The 15,071-nt window shown below is 65.8% G+C and carries 21 protein-coding genes and 1 pseudogene; 15 read left to right on the top strand and 7 right to left on the bottom strand.

From position 1 onward, the window contains the following. Positions 1-318 precede the first annotated feature (318 nt). A complete protein-coding gene (locus ACFPL3_RS40825; protein ID WP_343944857.1) occupies positions 319-1,263 on the bottom strand; it encodes an MFS transporter in 945 nt (314 codons plus the stop codon). A gap of 188 nt (positions 1,264-1,451) precedes the next feature. Here ACFPL3_RS40825 and ACFPL3_RS40820 point away from each other — a divergent pair. Continuing rightward, a pseudogene (locus ACFPL3_RS40820) lies at positions 1,452-1,957 on the top strand (transposase); the annotation flags it as partial. Positions 1,958-2,084: 127 nt separating this feature from the next. Here the strand turns inward: ACFPL3_RS40820 and ACFPL3_RS40815 are convergent. Next, entirely contained in the window at positions 2,085-2,606 is a 522-nt protein-coding gene (locus tag ACFPL3_RS40815; protein ID WP_343944858.1) for a nuclear transport factor 2 family protein, read from the bottom strand. A 71-nt stretch (positions 2,607-2,677) separates the two neighbouring features. Here ACFPL3_RS40815 and ACFPL3_RS40810 point away from each other — a divergent pair, with 71 nt between their 5' ends. Both ACFPL3_RS40810 and ACFPL3_RS40805 read left to right on the top strand, forming a co-directional pair. Further along, positions 2,678-3,076, top strand: coding sequence for an ArsR/SmtB family transcription factor (locus tag ACFPL3_RS40810; RefSeq protein WP_343944859.1), 399 nt, complete (start codon positions 2,678-2,680; stop codon positions 3,074-3,076). After that, positions 3,006-3,428: an SDR family oxidoreductase gene (locus ACFPL3_RS40805; protein WP_379590893.1), complete on the top strand. Its 423-nt coding sequence runs from the start codon at positions 3,006-3,008 to the stop codon at positions 3,426-3,428. Before ACFPL3_RS40810 ends, ACFPL3_RS40805 begins: the two co-directional genes overlap by 71 nt. Positions 3,429-3,789: 361 nt before the next feature. Here ACFPL3_RS40805 and ACFPL3_RS40800 read toward each other — a convergent pair whose 3' ends face one another. After that, complete coding sequence (locus tag ACFPL3_RS40800; protein WP_343947338.1) at positions 3,790-4,680, bottom strand: HIRAN domain-containing protein; 891 nt, start codon at positions 4,678-4,680, stop codon at positions 3,790-3,792. Positions 4,681-5,040: 360 nt separating this feature from the next. Between ACFPL3_RS40800 and ACFPL3_RS40795 the strand changes: the two genes are divergently transcribed. Together ACFPL3_RS40795 and ACFPL3_RS40790 are read left to right on the top strand one after the other, a co-directional pair. Further along, positions 5,041-6,576 carry a hypothetical protein gene (locus ACFPL3_RS40795; protein WP_343947322.1) on the top strand — a complete coding sequence of 512 codons (1,536 nt, stop codon included), beginning with the start codon at positions 5,041-5,043 and terminating at the stop codon, positions 6,574-6,576. Between the two features lie 210 nt (positions 6,577-6,786). Next, a complete protein-coding gene (locus tag ACFPL3_RS40790) occupies positions 6,787-7,062 on the top strand; it encodes a hypothetical protein (RefSeq protein ID WP_343947323.1) in 276 nt (91 codons plus the stop codon). Positions 7,063-7,409: 347 nt separating this feature from the next. On the opposite strand, the gene ACFPL3_RS40785 is transcribed toward ACFPL3_RS40790, so the two are convergent. The 3 genes from ACFPL3_RS40785 to ACFPL3_RS40775 form a co-directional block, all read right to left on the bottom strand. Beyond that, positions 7,410-8,864: a hypothetical protein gene (locus tag ACFPL3_RS40785; RefSeq protein ID WP_343947324.1), complete on the bottom strand. Its 1,455-nt coding sequence runs from the start codon at positions 8,862-8,864 to the stop codon at positions 7,410-7,412. A gap of 823 nt (positions 8,865-9,687) precedes the next feature. Then, the gene (locus ACFPL3_RS40780; protein WP_343947325.1) at positions 9,688-10,284 is read right to left on the bottom strand and encodes an HD domain-containing protein; all 597 of its coding nucleotides are present in this window, start codon (positions 10,282-10,284) and stop codon (positions 9,688-9,690) included. A gap of 2 nt (positions 10,285-10,286) precedes the next feature. Then, positions 10,287-11,342 carry a helix-turn-helix domain-containing protein gene (locus ACFPL3_RS40775; RefSeq protein WP_343947326.1) on the bottom strand — a complete coding sequence of 352 codons (1,056 nt, stop codon included), beginning with the start codon at positions 11,340-11,342 and terminating at the stop codon, positions 10,287-10,289. 185 nt (positions 11,343-11,527) lie between these two features. On the opposite strand from ACFPL3_RS40775, the gene ACFPL3_RS40770 reads away from it, so the two are divergent. Continuing rightward, the gene (locus tag ACFPL3_RS40770; RefSeq protein ID WP_379590888.1) at positions 11,528-11,710 is read left to right on the top strand and encodes a hypothetical protein; all 183 of its coding nucleotides are present in this window, start codon (positions 11,528-11,530) and stop codon (positions 11,708-11,710) included. A 5-nt stretch (positions 11,711-11,715) separates the two neighbouring features. On the opposite strand, the gene ACFPL3_RS40765 is transcribed toward ACFPL3_RS40770, so the two are convergent. After that, positions 11,716-12,090 (bottom strand): GntR family transcriptional regulator, encoded by a 375-nt coding sequence (locus ACFPL3_RS40765; protein ID WP_343947328.1) that lies wholly within the window; start codon positions 12,088-12,090, stop codon positions 11,716-11,718. 281 nt (positions 12,091-12,371) lie between these two features. Between ACFPL3_RS40765 and ACFPL3_RS40760 the strand changes: the two genes are divergently transcribed. From ACFPL3_RS40760 to ACFPL3_RS40720, 9 genes are all read left to right on the top strand, one after another. Next, complete coding sequence (locus ACFPL3_RS40760; RefSeq protein ID WP_379590885.1) at positions 12,372-12,671, top strand: hypothetical protein; 300 nt, start codon at positions 12,372-12,374, stop codon at positions 12,669-12,671. Further along, positions 12,671-12,889 (top strand): hypothetical protein, encoded by a 219-nt coding sequence (locus ACFPL3_RS40755; RefSeq protein WP_343947330.1) that lies wholly within the window; start codon positions 12,671-12,673, stop codon positions 12,887-12,889. The genes ACFPL3_RS40760 and ACFPL3_RS40755 overlap by 1 nt, the downstream gene beginning before the upstream one ends. Beyond that, the gene (locus ACFPL3_RS40750; RefSeq protein ID WP_343947331.1) at positions 12,889-13,410 is read left to right on the top strand and encodes a hypothetical protein; all 522 of its coding nucleotides are present in this window, start codon (positions 12,889-12,891) and stop codon (positions 13,408-13,410) included. Before ACFPL3_RS40755 ends, ACFPL3_RS40750 begins: the two co-directional genes overlap by 1 nt. A gap of 5 nt (positions 13,411-13,415) precedes the next feature. Beyond that, positions 13,416-13,658, top strand: a complete 243-nt coding sequence (locus ACFPL3_RS40745) for a hypothetical protein (protein WP_343947332.1) — start codon at positions 13,416-13,418, stop codon at positions 13,656-13,658. Between the two features lie 24 nt (positions 13,659-13,682). Continuing rightward, entirely contained in the window at positions 13,683-13,877 is a 195-nt protein-coding gene (locus ACFPL3_RS40740; protein WP_343947333.1) for a hypothetical protein, read from the top strand. Continuing rightward, positions 13,878-14,054 carry a hypothetical protein gene (locus ACFPL3_RS40735; protein ID WP_343947334.1) on the top strand — a complete coding sequence of 59 codons (177 nt, stop codon included), beginning with the start codon at positions 13,878-13,880 and terminating at the stop codon, positions 14,052-14,054. A gap of 184 nt (positions 14,055-14,238) precedes the next feature. Continuing rightward, complete coding sequence (locus ACFPL3_RS40730) at positions 14,239-14,508, top strand: hypothetical protein (RefSeq protein WP_343947335.1); 270 nt, start codon at positions 14,239-14,241, stop codon at positions 14,506-14,508. 105 nt (positions 14,509-14,613) lie between these two features. Then, positions 14,614-14,889 carry a hypothetical protein gene (locus ACFPL3_RS40725; protein WP_343947336.1) on the top strand — a complete coding sequence of 92 codons (276 nt, stop codon included), beginning with the start codon at positions 14,614-14,616 and terminating at the stop codon, positions 14,887-14,889. Continuing rightward, on the top strand, positions 14,886-15,059 hold the full coding sequence (locus tag ACFPL3_RS40720; protein ID WP_343947337.1) for a hypothetical protein: 174 nt from the start codon (positions 14,886-14,888) through the stop codon (positions 15,057-15,059). The genes ACFPL3_RS40725 and ACFPL3_RS40720 overlap by 4 nt, the downstream gene beginning before the upstream one ends. Positions 15,060-15,071: the final 12 nt, after the last annotated feature.

Raw genomic sequence — 15,071 nt, 5'->3', positions numbered from 1 at the left:
CGCAGGCGACGCCCGACAGGGCGCCCTTGAACTGTGAGAAGCGGCCCCACACACTGCGGGGCGTCCTGCCCACCCATGTCACCGATGTCCCAAGACACCACCGTCACCGATGTGGTCAGACATGACACAGGCGAAATCGACCCGGGAATGCGCCAACTCTCTGACCATGGCCTTGCGACGGCCGTCTGCGCCCCGGGATGTCGATCAAGGGGAAATGGCCGAACTGCTGGAGATCGGTGAAGCGGAAGAAACCGGTGGAACGTCTTGTGGATCTCGCGCTCCGCGACGATCGTCGCGAACAGGTCCGGCGCCACCGGTTCACCCACGCGACACCACCGGTTCTGCGGCCTCGCGACGGGGCCGGCCGGGCAGCGCCGTGCCGGCCGCCAGCCCGGCGGCGACACCCGCAGCCAGCAGCCAGAACGCCGGGCCGAACCCGGCCGTGGCGACAGCAGGGCGGCCACCGCGATCCCGAGGCGCCGCGCCCAGCTGGTTGACCATGTAGAGCAGGGCACTGCCCTGTGACGCCGACGCGGGCGGCACGGTGCGGAACACCGAGCCGATGGCCGGGGCGCCGACCGTGCCGAGGCCGAGGCCGATCACGAGGGCGCCCAGCACGGTCGTGGTGATCCCGCCCGTGTCCGGCTGCACGGCGAGCAGGACGGCCCCGGCCAGCGCGATGACGCCGCCGACGACGGCGACCCGCCTGGCACCGAGCCGGTCGGAGAGCCGTCCCGACACCGGCATGGCGATCATCGAGGCGGCCCCGAGCGGGGCGAGCAGGAGCCCGGCGGCGGCCGGGCCGACGCCGTGCACCTGCTGGAAGTGGAGCGGGATCAGGAAGAGCGCCCCGAACGTGGCGAGCCCGCTCGTCCCGGCGGTGAGCAGGCTCGCCGTGAGGCCCGGCGTCGTGAGCAGCCGCAGGTCCACCAGCGGAGCTTCCCGGCGCAGGGCGTGCCAGGTGTGGGCGCCGAGCAGCAGCACGGCGAGCCCGAGCGGGACGAGGACCGGCCCGGCCAGGACCGTGTGCTCGCGCTCGATCCAGGACAGGCCCAGCACCGCGGCGCTCACTCCGGGGCCGATCAGGGCCACGCCGAGCACGTCGAGAGCGCTTCCCGGGGCCGCGGGCGCGTCCGGGGCCAGCACGCGCACGGCGAGCACGAAGGCCACGACGACGATCGGGATGTTGACCAGGAACATCCAGCGCCAGTCGAGCGCCTGCAGCAGCGCGCCGCCCGCGATGGGACCGGCGACCGGGCGCAACCAGGAGTGCGATGGTGACAGTCAGGCTCGAAGGCGGCGATGTGCGGCGCAGGGAGCTGGGGGCGTGCCTGCGCGCGCACCGCGAGCTCGTCCGACCGGCCGACGTCGGACTGCCCGCCGCAGGACACCGACGCACACCCGGCCTGCGCCGCGAGGAGGTGGCGCAGCTCGCCGGGGTCGGCCCGGCGATCAGCTATGTGCTGGTCAGCGGCTGCGCGTGGCGGCTGGTTCCCCAGGTTCGCGAGCGAGACGGCCGGGACCCGCAACCGTCGGCGGCGGTGCTGGACTCGCAGTCGGTCAAGAGCAGCGAGGGCGGTGAGGAGATCGGCTACGACGCGGGCAAACGCGTCCGGGGCCGCAAGCGGCACCTGCTGGTCGACACCCTCGGGCTGCTGCTGGTCGGGATCGTGCACTCCGCCTCGATGCAGGACCGGGCTGGCGCCCGCCGGGTGTTGACCGGGATCCGGCGGCGGTTCCCGCTGCTCGGGCTGGTAAGGGTCGACGGCGGCGACTGGCCGACGAGGTGCTGACGCTTGGCGCGCGACTACGAACGCAGGACCGCCCACGCCGAGACCATGATCCAGTTCGCGATGATCCGGTTGATGGCCGCCCGCCTCGCCGGCGAGGAGATCGAGCCCCGCGGCTGATCGAGACTGAGACCGCCCGGCGGCCAGCAGAAGACCTCAAGGACTGATCACACAGGTGTCGCGCCGCACTCCGATGTCGACCGAGGCCCGGCACGCTCGAGGGAATTCGGCTCGGCTCGCGTGGACGAGCACGACCCGCGTCCGGTGGCGGAAGCAGCCTCCTCCCCGGAGCGGTCAGACGGGATCGACGCCCGACACGATCTGAGGCGTCTCGACGGTGGGGAAGGTCTGGAAGAAGAGGTGCTCCACACGCCGGAAGGAAATCCGCCAGCCCGCGGGCGTTCGAACCCAGTCGTCGTGCCAGTAGCCGACGGCGAACGTGTTGCTGGACCCGTCCCGGCTGGCGTGCATGTGCAGGTGTGGGGTGATCGAGTGAGCGGTGTCGCCGTCGATGCTGACCGTGGCGTGTCCTTCGATGTGCTGCCAGGCGTTGAAGGAGAAGCCCAGGCCCGCGGTGCCGCCGAGCAGGTCCTTGCCGCGCATCAACTCGGCGTACTCGCGCAGCTCGAAGACCTTCGCACCGGCGGCGGTGGCGTCAATCTTGACGTCGGGGGTGAACAGCTGGTCCCACTGGGCGAGCACGTTGCCGTCCCCGCTGTCGGCCTGGTGCAGGTCCTGCCCCAGCCCGTAGAGGGCGACCTTGTCCTGTATCTCGATCCGGTCGAGCAGGTACTGGATGCGGTTGTCGTCGGACATCGTCAATCCTCGCAGGTAGATCCAATATTTCTATAATCTTGGAAGTACTGGATCCACGGTAGCATGGACCAATGGCGCGCGATCCTCGAACTTCGACCCCGATGCCGCTGCCCGGTCTGGCCAAGGTCTTCGCCGTGCTCGGCGACGAGAGCCGCATGGCCATCGTCCGGCTGCTGCTCGACGGACGTTTGCGGACCGCGGGCGAGATCGCCGAACAGGTGTCGCTGCCCGCCTCGACCTGCTCCTATCACCTCACCAAGCTGCTCAACGCGGGCATCACCGTATGCAAGGCCGACGGCACGCTGCGCCTGCCGGTCCTGCGCCGCGAAGACCTCGAAAACAGCTTCCCCGGACTCCTCGACCTCATCCGCGAGCGAGGAGTCCAACCGCAGGTCGCTCCTGGGTCTCCGACGTCGGCAGCAGATCCCAGGGCAGCGCCTGCGATCCGCTCCCGTCCGCACAGTCCGTGACACGGATGCGAGACGGGCCAGACCGCAGGAGCGAGCGCAACACGAGGGCGACGCCCGTGCGTGCCGGCCAGTTGACGATCTCGACGCGCTCTACGCGGCGGTCGCCGAGCAGGCAGGGCAGATCGACGTCTTGGTCGCCAACGCCGGGATCGGGATCGCGGCCCCGCTGGGCGAGATCACAGAGGAGCAGTTCGACGCCATGTTCACCACCAACGTGAAGGGCTCGCTGTTCACCGTGCAGAAGGCGTTGCCGCTGCTCTCGTCGGGGGCGTCGATCACCCTCACCGGATCGACGGCGGCCTCACGACCCGAGCTGGCCCGCCCGATCCCCACGGCTCGTCGTCCCGGGTGACCGGGGCGCGTGGACCCGGCGGGTGGCACGCCGAGGCATCTGGCACACGGCTGGCACGAAAAAAGGTCAGCCCCGGCGAAGCCGGGGCTGACCTGCACCAATGCTGGTGGGCGATACTGGGATCGAACCAGTGACCTCTTCGGTGTGAACGGCGCCGGGTAGGTCTCGGGAGCTCGCCGCCGTCTCACCAGATGCGACGTGACCTGCAAGTGAGCCCTCGAACGACTCTCGCCGTTGCGAGAGGTTTCATTGCGTTCCAGCCCGTCTCAGCTACCAGTTGAGGCACCACCTGGTGCATCACCTCATGCCATCTCGCACCCGCGAGCCCCCAGGTCCCGCCTTCCGCCCGCGCCTACTCCGGCTACAACGCCTCGTCGAACCAACGGTCGTCGATCTGGTGTGCACGTGCGACGTACAGCCGTGCACTCACGGCGGCTCGATTCCCACTCACCAGGAGGCGCGAAGCGGTCGCGCGTCCCCGCTCGGCGAGGAACCGCACAACAGGCAGGACCTCGTCGCTCATTTTTGGCGTCAGCTTTCCAACCCGCTCGCCGTCAACTCGTACCTCCGCGAGTTCCCGCGTCGACCTCGCCCGCTGCTCGACCGCAGTGTGCAGCGTCGCGTATGCCCATCGCTCGCCGTCGGCGCCAGCGATGCCGGCGAGCCGTTCAAGGTGTGCAGCGGTGTCCTGGACCTGGATCGTCGACCCATCGGGCAGCAGCACGTGCGGTTCGATCGGTGCGCTGTTGATCGGCAGAAGCAGGTGGGGCTCGTCGAGCTCCACGTAGACCCCAGCGCCGAAGCGCGCGACCGTCTCATCTCGATCTGCGTCCCAGTCCTCGTAATCGGCTGCCCAGATGCGGGCCGTTACGGTTGGTCGCCGCCCAGATGCCTCGATCTGATCGAGCACCGGCCGGTACCGTCGTGCGTCCTCTCGCGGCAGGTAGCCGACCCGCTTCCCATCGATGTACACCGCGACTGCAGCGACATCGAAGCGGTTGGTGGGTTCGGGAACCAGCGCCGCAATTACATGATGCTCGGCCCCCATGGGCCTGTGGGCCGATCCGACCACGGACCGCAGCGCCTCGAAATGCGCCCGCTCTCCAACGACCTCTTGGTTGGCCCACCCCTTGCGGCTCCACAGGACAACCTCCGTGCACTGCAACTCCGCCGGGGTCCGGCACGTCCGCCGAGTCACCTCGCCGCGCACGAACTCAGCCACCCGCTCGCGCACCGGGCGCGGGCCCTCCATCACGACCACGACGCGTCCCCTCAAGATCCTGTGACTTGGACAGGACGTCGGCGCGCTAGCCGTAGGCGTTACAGACCTAGGCACATCGTCGGGAGACAGAGTCTTCCGCTCTCGGAAGCCGGCGCCGGCTCGGCCCTCGCCGACAGAGATCCGTAACAGGGCGTTGATGATCGACGAGACTCCGTCAGACGTAGAACGTTCCCAGCACAGTGAGGCCGACATTGCCCAGCCTGTACCGTTCAGCTTCAGACGCGCGAGCCGAGGTCGTAGTGGCCGCGAGCGGAACTGGTGAGCCCACCTTCCGTAGCTATGCAGAGACCCCGGGGTCATTTACTGAACCCACCAACGCATCGCAGCAGAGTGCAGGCCAGTAAAGTGGCCGGAAAATCAGAAGAGACGTTGCAAGCGCGCAAGATCGAAGGCGAGACACGACGAAAGCTCAAGGCGGCCGTATTCGACGCCAACTCCTATCAGTCGGGGCCCGACCTAGGGAATCTTGCTGCGAACGTAGAGCGCCTCCAAAGGGCCGGCCTGCAAGCTTGGGTATCTGAGGCTGTAGTGCTCGAATGGGCGGAACACCTAGCATCTGACTGGCGAGAAGCCAGCGTCAAAAGCAATCAAGCCAGGAAGCGACTGCGACGCGCACGCCTGAAGGCTCCGGATTCGCCGTACAAATCGGAGGAAGAGGTGATTGCAGACTTCGAGCAGCAAATCCACCAAATAGAGGGCCTCCAGATCCTGCCCCTCACAGCTGAAAATGCGCTGCAAGGCCTCAAGGACCAGATCCTGCTACGCGGACCCGCCAAGCGCAAGGATGGAACGGACCCCAGCTCTGGCGTGAAAACTGGAGCAAGTGATTCTGCATGGCTCCGCGATGTCTTAGATAAAGCTGGCGGAGCCGAACCGGTACTCTTCATCACCGAAGACAAGGATGTGACTCGCGCGCTAGATTCGTGGGGCTACTCGAACATTGTCACGCGTGCAAGAAGCCAGTTAAGAGAGAGCCTCTTCGAAGTATCATTGGACGCCGATGCGGTCACCTCAATCGTACTAAACTTCTTCAGGGAAAGGTTGCCAAACCCACAAGCCTACTCATCACAATTCGATGAAGACAGTTGGCTAGACTTAGGCACGATCGCCTCGCTCGAAGATGCCTTTGACGAGGCAGCGGAGGACCTCGACAAGGTGTCCGTACACGATGCCGACATAGTTTCACTGACCGACCTAGCTGGCATACATGACCTCGTGTCCACTGAGGATCCACTCGACCCTAAGGACGTGTTCGAGGAAAATTCCGAGGCTCATATTTCCCTCGGCAAGGTGATCGAGCAGTGGGCCTCAGTGCACGCCCTCTTCTTGGCAAGAGGTCGCGCCAGAGTGAGCGGAGTTGACCACGAGGGGAACACCTACGAGAGGCTCGTTGACCGAAATGGCCTGCTCATCTCAGCGAGATTCGAGCTTGAGATTGCGGGCGGCCAAGTGACTTCCTTCCGGCCTGAAGTCGACAGCGTCGTTCACTACCGCCCGAACCAGTACTCTGATCCCGAAGATGGCCTTATCGCATTAATCGACGCGCTATCTAGCCTCCCCGGCCTCGATGACGTCGGCGCGATCTTCAACCGAGCACACGAGATTAGCGACCGGATCCGATTGCGCGGCTCAACTGAGTACCTTGAGATTGAAGCAAACCACCACGATCAGTGGTCATTTTCCCTCAGCATCGGCGATGATTGCGTGACAGTCTCTTGCGAACACGATGTTGGCGCCCACGTCTGGGACGGCCGAGAGTCGTTCGACTACTATCCACCCTATTACCTACTTGTCGATGGAATCGTTACTCCGGAAAGGAATCCGGAGTGGGCAGTCGCCGCCTGGCTCCTGCGACGAATCTCGTGAGAGCGTAGATGGGCGCAAACGGACGCACACCGCGCCGAGGCAGCCGACACCTCCATGCGGCAGCTCCGGCGAGGCCTGCATCCATCAACGCCCGAGCCAGCCCTGGTAGAACATTCGTTCGATCGGTGTTAGGGTTGCTCGCCGGTCGCCGGGTGGGGGAAGCGCCCGGCGACCGACCCGCTTCCCCTGGCGAACCCGAAGGTCAAACCGGTGATCGAGCAGGAGGTCGCGATGGCGAGCAACAGTCGCTACGACCGTGCCCGGCCGGTCGGCGAGCGTGAAGCCGCCGAGGCGCGCGCCCTTCATTTGATCGGCGATCTTGTGTGCCGGTATCCAGGGATCAGCGATCCCGACGTTGCTGGGCAGGTTGCCCATGTGCTCCACGCAACCGCGATCGAGCTGGGCAACGGACGATCCGTGCCGATCGAGGTACGCCGTGCCGTCCGAGGGCTCGCTGACGCGTTGCGACGCCAGATGCAGCCCTGACAACGGCTCCCTCTGCTGAACAGGGTCCGTTCGCGACTGCGATCGATGAGGTGGAAGAGCGACCGGTTTGGCGCCATCCAGCGAAGCTGCGGAGGGTGCGCCACGACCTACAGCCGGGGGACCTTGCGACACCCAACCGCCCAACTCGGCCGAGCCGCGACGGCGGCGCAAGTGCTGGCCGCGCCCAGCACCGCATCGGGATTCAATATCGGTCGAGCGTTGCTCGACGGCGTTCCTCCCATGCCAGAAATCAGACAGTTCTGATCTTCACACGCGCCTCGCACTGTTGACTAGTCGCTATAACGCAAAGTCTCTGAAGCGATGGGGGCGACGACATCGTGGGCGCCTCACTTCCCGCGGCCGATTCCTAGCCGTTTCAGCCAGCCACCCTGAGCACGAGGCGCGGGTCGGCGCCACGGAACCGTGGCGCTTGCCACGATCCCCGCTGCCCTACCAAGTTGAAGCATCTCCTGCCGATCGTCTTCGCTGAATGATGCGCCTACAGGGGATCCGACGCCGATCTTGACACCGTAAATAACCTGGACTCGACCTGCGGCCTCGGCGGCATCGATCCACTCCGGCGTGAGAGACAAACGCCCTCGCGCCCAGATTCCGTCCCCCTCCCACAGCTCGACCATGCTTCCATTGTATTTCAGATACCAGTGAGCCAGATGATGGACTGGAATATCCTGTATGGGTAGATAGCGAGTAAAGCCAGCCCGGATTATCGCCTCCGCCTGAGCTTCACTCGGCGCCCAGTCGCTTTGCCGTTGGACCATCACGCCGCGCTGAGGCTCAAACAGCAGTGTCGGAAATGTCGAGCCTTTGACGTGGCGACTGCCGGCGAGAACCGCACGGACAGCCGTCTCTACATCGGCCATGATGTCTGCGACGTCCTCAGGAACTCTTGGGTCATCGTCCGGAACAGGAACGTCGTCGAGCCGGAGTTGCAAATCCTCCCCGTCGCCGTTCTTGAGCTTAAACCACATGTCGCCTGACTTGTCAACTTGCACCTTCGCTCCACCGATTGCCTCGATGAGCTTATGGACTCGAGGGTACGGCGCGAGCTTCACCCGTTCAACGATTTCTGGGTGCCGAAAGTACTGCAGCGCGGTGGACGCAAGATTCACGCCGGCGCGGCGATAGAGCTCACGCGTCTCCTGTACGAGTGGACCGTCGGCAACAACGTCTTTGAACTGCTCCGACACTGTCGTGTAGAGGAGCATAAGAGCTTCCCGCTTGACGCCAATGTGCGATCCTGGAACGAGCTCCCCACGCGCGACAGCTTCACGCTGCTCCTCAGTTCCGCGCGCAACTACAGACCTCCCGATAATCGGCCCCAAGCGATACTTCCGCACTTCGGGATACTGCTCGACCGTAGCGTCGATGAGTCGACGAGACCCTGGAAGCCACAGGATGCAATGGCCATGGAAGGTCGTACCGTCCCACCAGGGATCCGGACGCCCGTAGAAAACGCGCCGATCAGTCCTCGCATCATGGATGACGAGATCAACTGCACGAGGCTCGGCGACAATACCGAGCTGCTGATAGGCAAAGTGCAGGATCATCGAACCGTCTACACAGACGTTCGCACGCTGCCCGCTCATGACGTTGAGCCATAAGGCCGCAGGCAGGGCCTCGATCAACAGGTCTGGCGGAACGTCAGGGGAGAGCAGTCCCCCTACTCGTTCATCAGACAGTTTTAGGGTACCAGCCGAGTAGCGTCCTGGAACGCTGACTGGGGGCAGCGACCGTAAAGGCGTGGACTTCTTCTTGGGCTTCCTCTTGCGCGACTCCGGCACTGTTGCATCGTAGAATGACCCAATAGCGACGGGGACGATTCAAACGTTCACCACCCCTCTGGACCAACTGCGGACGATCGTGGTTCGAGCCGGTTCCCCGAGAAGTTGTACTTGATCTCCCCTATTTGGCTGTTGCGACCGGTGCAGTGCAGCTCCGCGGGATCCGGAGGTCAGCGATGGATCCTTCGGGCCGGCCCCGGGGCGAGATCCCGAGCCGCAGTCATCGAGACACCACGGCGCCTTGTCGGACTCGCCGTATTGTGAATCAAGATCCACTACAATGACCGGTCCAGCGATGGGTGCGGCTTCTACCCGCGGTGCTTGCGACGGCACGTACTCAATCCGGCCCGGCCGTTGGGCACACCACCCCACTGGCCTATGGCTTGTCCTGGCCTCGGCCGCACCCAACGGTTACGGTCGGTACTCGAAGCTCACTATGGAGGGTCGCGATGGAGGCTCGCGCACATGGCCACGCGTTGTCGGTCATTGCATACGCTCGAAGCCGTCTCGGGGACGCGGGCACAGCTGCGGACTCAGTACGGAAGAAGCTCAATGAGGGCCTTGGGCTGTACTGGAACACCATTGGTGAGACGATGGCCCGCGACAAGGCGCTGGGTCCTCACTACAAGGATCTTCTAAATGCTCTCAAGGAGCTTGACGCTGCAATAGGCAAGGCACGCTCGGCAAGTGACCGCCTTTTGAGTGCAGCCCTTGAGCAGAGCGGAAGGAAATAGGGGCCACAAGATAGCGCGAGATGACCCGGGGCCCTAACGAACGGATGGGGCACCTTTAGCAAAGCGACCCGATGCCTGACGCTACTTGGTCAACGCGAGTTCTTCGCGAAGTTGGCAGCAAACTCGGCCCACCAAATTTCCGGGGAAATATCTTGGGCTGCCGCAGCGAGGCGCTTCCCTGTCTCAGTCGTGACGGCGGCCGCCATGCTGTCGATCCAGGGCTGCAGCTGAGGATTCCCCTGAGCCTGATACTCACGAGCTTGAAGCAGGCATTCGACCTTGTCAGCATCCCTGGAGCACCGGGCCTCAGCTGTCGCGTGCGACTCTTTCGCGCTCTCGTGCTCATCAATCAATGCAGCAATGTGTTGAGCAAGCTTTTCCGGGAGCCCGGCGACCTGGTCGGCTGCGATGGATTGCGCTGGCGGCGTTGAGACGTAGGGCTTGCCGACGCTCGGGACGTCGCCGATACGTGTTTCTGGGACGTCGTGAAACAGGCCGAGAGCTGCGGCTCGATCGGGGTTGGCGCCTTCGAGGACGGCGATCATGTAGGCCAGAACACCGACTCTGAAGCTGTGCTCAGCGACGGATTCGCCGTTGGTGATTCCAGCGAGCGCCCACCCGGCCCGAGGCAGGCGCTTCAGCTGCCCGGTTTCGTAGGCGTATCGGGCGACGTCCCGCATGTCCATCGTTAGCCTGCACTCTCCGCTAGGTACCGCACCTGTTCAAGCCGCTGCCGCGTGCCGCTGCCCAGTGTCGCAGTATCGAGCGCAAGCTCGGCAGCCGCGCGGACCCGCTCGGCGACGGCCGGCCGTCGCAGAAGCCGGTTGCGACGACGCAGTAGCGCCCACAGCGTATGGATGCACAGTTCACGGTAGGGCGCCCCGGCGACTCCTTGCACCAGCGAGTCGAGCAGCCGGTCACCCGCCCAGTCCTGCGATGGATCGATCATCTCTGCGTCCTGCGCCCACGGGGCGGTGTGCTCCCCCACCCAGTACGCCCAGTAGGTGAGGTTGGCGCTCATCGTCGCCTCGTCCGCCAAGCCGCGTTCGATGAAGTGGCGGAGAGGCTCAGGATCCCCTTCCTGCGCGGAAGACACTGCCTGCGAGCGTGCCACCGGCCAGCTCGGCGACCACGTTCGCAGGTCTACGTGTGCTCGAACGTCCTCCGCGGCCTGCGCACGGACCCACTCCGCAGAGGCGTCGTTGCTGGCCACGAGGAACTTCACCTGCCGGCGCATCATTGCGCCGCGCTCATCACGGGGGCTGTTGTCCGCAGCCCGCCGCAGCTCGGCAGCGACGGCGTCGCGCACTCCGCCAGGGACGTGCAGCTTTGATTTTGCCGCACGGAGCTGTTGCGGCGCCTCACCGGTGATGGGCCAGGTCAGTAGCTCGGTGAGTGCACGATCGGGCACGAGCAGAGCCAGCGGGTGGGGCCGAGACTCCGTCGCGGACATGTCGATGTAGATCGAGTCCACAAGCAGAGCTTGCTCGAGTAGGTGCAGGAGCCCGACTGGTGCACCGTCTGCTCGCAGCTGCCGATTGAGCCGCTGGAGATCTTGAAAGCTCGCCTTAATCAAGGGGCGACGGCCCGACTCCCATGCCTGAACGGTGCTGAGTCCGACTTGCATCCGCTCGGCGAACCCGTCCTGCGTCGTCCCGGTCTCGGCACGGATCGCCGCCAGAACAGCGCCAGCGATCCGGCCGACGAGCTCGTCCGCACCAGCAGTGAGTGCTGTGCCGCGCATGTGCCCCCCTCGACGCTCAGCGGCCCCCGAACCCGTACTCGCAGTCAGTCCTACCGCCTTTGACCTGCTCATATCGTTTTCGGCATAGCAAGCGTAGGTCGCCAGAACGGGTTTCAGGGCCAGTTCGGGAAAACTCCGTCAATCCACGGGAGGAAGCGATGACACGCAGGGCAACGATGATGCCGATGACAAGCGGCACGGGGACCGGTCGGCGCCTGCTGGTCGCCCTGGTCGCGATCGTGGTCGTAGCGCTCGTGATACGCGACCCAGACGGAGCGGCACATGTCGTGCAGCGGCTCGCGGTCGGAGCGAGCGAAATGCTCGACGCGCTCACCACGTTTGTTGGTGCGCTGTCGGAGACCTCATGAGCAGGTCAGGACCCGAAGCGCTGCGCGGCCTCGACTCGTGCCGCAGCCTGCTCCTCCTCGACGGCATCCATCCGCTGCCGGAGGGCGGCCACCTCTTCACGAAGCTCACGAACCTGATCCGCCAAGGCCTGATCGGCAACCTCCGGGGCCTGCCGTTCCCTCACGAAACTGCCGTGCCCGGGGATGCTCGTGACGTAGCCATCGGTCACGAGCTGACTCACCGCACGCTGAGCGGTTGCGACGGTCACGCCGAACCGCTTCGCAAGTTCACGTACGGACTGCAGCCGGTCCCCCGGCTTCAGCAGCCCCGCCTGGATGTCCCCGATGAGCTGGTCAGCGATGGCTCGGTACGGGTGCCCCGCGCTGGGTGAGAGCTGCATCTTCGAAGGATATAGGCCGTACTAGGCCGTTCTAGATCACCTGATTGGAGCATCGACAGATGCGCGAGGACCCGTCTAACTTCAGCTGTACTAGGTCGTATCAGAACGTTCTAGTTCGGTACTTGGACACGCGAGAGGACGAGATGGCCAGCAACGTCAATACGGGAGCGTCTACGCAGTCGGCCCGTCGAAGCGCAGTGGGATCGCCAGCGCACGCGGTGGCCGATCCAGCACGCCGTAGGTGCCGAGCGCATCACCCGAGGCGAGCGGCGGCCGTCGCAGTGGCGTGCAGCGAGTGCTGGGAGCAGGCGATCCGCGATGACGAGCGCGCGGTGGTGCTCTTCGGCCTGCCGCGGGAGATCGAGCCGGACCCGACCTATGTGGACCACATCGCCGTGGAGCTGGCAGTGGCCGGGCACAAGCCGCGACTGACGCCGCTCGAGGAGAGCGAGGCGGTCGCGATTCTCCTGCGGCGAGGGTGGAGCGACACGCGGGTCGCGGAGTGGCTGGGCATGCGGGCCTCGCGGGTGATCGACCTGCGTTCCGAGGCCACGCCGGCCGAGCCGAAGGCGGTGGCGTGATGGGCGGGCGCACGCAGATGAAGCGGGCGATCGACCTGGCCGTGGGTGACGTGATCGTCGACCCGGCAGGGCGGGAGCACACGGTCACCGCGTGGGAGGTCTTCGCCGAGATCTGCGTGTCCTATGCGACCGACACCGGTCACCGGGCCCGGGTCCCGTGGATCGCGGCTCTGAGTTTCGACCGCGGGTACGCGGTTCGCGCGAAGGCGGGTGCGTGATGGCCCGCCGCGTTGTCTCCGACCGTGGGTCGCTGGTGTCGCTGGCGGCGTTGGGGAGCCTGTTCGGCCACTACGGCGGCGACTACCTGGTGCAGGACGACTGCATGGCCGCGCACAAGCAGCAGCGCACCCGGTGCGGGCGCCGGGAGCTGGTGCTGCACGCGGGCACCTACGCCGCCACCCAGGCTGTGACGAAGGCGGTGTTCTACCAGGTCGCCGGGCTGCGGGTGCCGCTGCTGGCCCAGCTGGCCGGCGCGGCCGTGGAGGGCGTGCTGCACGCGGTCATCGACGACGGCCGCCTCCTCAAGCGGTTCTCCCGGATCGGCGCCGGCCGGGCCCGGTTTACGGACGAGCAGGGCCGCCCGCTCGGGCGGCAGGAACGGTTCCACGACCTCGCCGCCGCCGGGGTGAACGGCCGGATGCTCATGGACCAGGCCATCCACCACCAGGTCCAAATCCCCGCCGGGGTCCTGGTCACCGTGGCCGTTGCCACGCTGATCTCCCGGAAGGCCGGCCGGTGATGCGGGTGCGCGCGAAGCTGCCGATCATCTACTGCCCGGACTGCCGCACGCAGCTGGTCAACCACCTCTACGTCGACCTGCACACCGACACGCTGCTGTGCCTGTTCTGCGCGAGGAACCGCCCGACCGGCACGGTCGCGCCCCTCAACGCCAGCGAGGGCGAGTTCGTCACCGGCGAGCGCGCCCCGCTGAACCCGGCCGATGCGATCACGCTGCTGCGCCGACTCGGCGCGGCGGTTGTCGAGTAGCCCACCGAGGAAGGAAACAACTGAATGGAACACAAGATCACTGTTGTGACGAAGCGCGGAACGCTGACCGGGCTCGCCAAGGGCGATTGGCGTTGGCGCATCGCGGCTTTCGAGCAGGACATGAAGGACCAGTCGAAGAACTTCGTGCGAATTCCGGGAAGTGCTCACCAGGTGCGGCCGTCGGAGGTCGTGTCCTACTCGATTGAGGAGGTGAAGTAGATGGCGTGGAAGCAGTCCCGCACCACTCGACGCCTGCTGGCGCAGGGCGAGCTCGATAACCGGCTGCGCTGCCAGATCTGCAAGCGCACGATTCCGCGGCGCAGCGGGATGCCGGTGTGCAACCAGCCGCGCTGCCTGTCCCGCTACGCCACACAGAACGGCGGAGAGGTCGACTAGCCATGCGCGTCCGTTCCCGCTGCAAGGCCTGCAAGCGGCCGATCGTGCTGCCCGCCGACGGCAGCCCGGCCCCGTCGCTGTGCCGCAGCGCCGCGTGCCGGCTGCGCAATCGCAGCCGCAGATAGCCCACCCGACCATCCGCTTCAGCAAGTACCCCCGACTACGACACGAAAGGAATCCGGCAATGGCCGACCGACACACGCAGCTCAAGCGCCTGATCCGGGATCTGCGCCGCAGTCTCGCTGACGTGCAGAACGAGATCAAGCTCGTCACCGACCGCGCCCACCGTGACATGCAGAACTACCAGCGCCGGGGCGATCACGCTTTCGCCGACAGGGTCCAGGACAAGGCCAATGACAAGCTGAAGGCCCTTGCCCGGAGCGAAACCTTCCTGGAAGACCAGATCGCTGATCTGGAACAGGACCTCGCTGCGCTCACCCGCGACGGACGTTGATTCCGCCCCTGGCCCGGCGCCTCTTCCGCCAAGTCGATTCGCCGGGCCAGGGGTTCCACCCCCGTCCACCCGCCCCGCGAGGGGCCGGTTTCAGGAGACCACCGAATGGTAGGCACCACCACGCTCGAGGACACCGTCAACTGCCCGACCGGCGACCGCTGCGCCGGCTGCGGCAGCCATACCCGGCTGACCGCGGCAGTCGCCGACACCCCGCTCGGCACGCTGTGCCTGACGCTGTGCCCGGCCTGCATCCGCCACCACATCCTGCCCCGGTTGAGCGCCGGAGATGCCCTGCGGAGGGTGTTCGCGCACTGCGACCACCTGGGCATCACCCCCGACGAGATGAGCGCTCTGCGCGCCGCCGAGCGGGACGAGCGGTGAACGGGCACGCGTACTGCCCGCGGTGTTTCCGCGACGGCATGCCCGTCACCCGCCACCGCCGGTTCGCCACGCACATGACCGGCTGCACCAACCAGCGCCGCCCCTGCACCAACCACGCCAAATGCCCGCACAAGCGGCCCTGCCCCGGCATCGGCCAGCCCACCACCTGAGAGGAGGAGACC

This window comes from Pseudonocardia zijingensis, assembly GCF_042657305.1.
Taxonomy (GTDB): domain Bacteria; phylum Actinomycetota; class Actinomycetes; order Mycobacteriales; family Pseudonocardiaceae; genus Pseudonocardia; species Pseudonocardia zijingensis.
The sequence above is the reverse complement of the archived record's forward strand: the minus strand, read 5'-3'. Positions and strand labels throughout refer to the sequence as shown.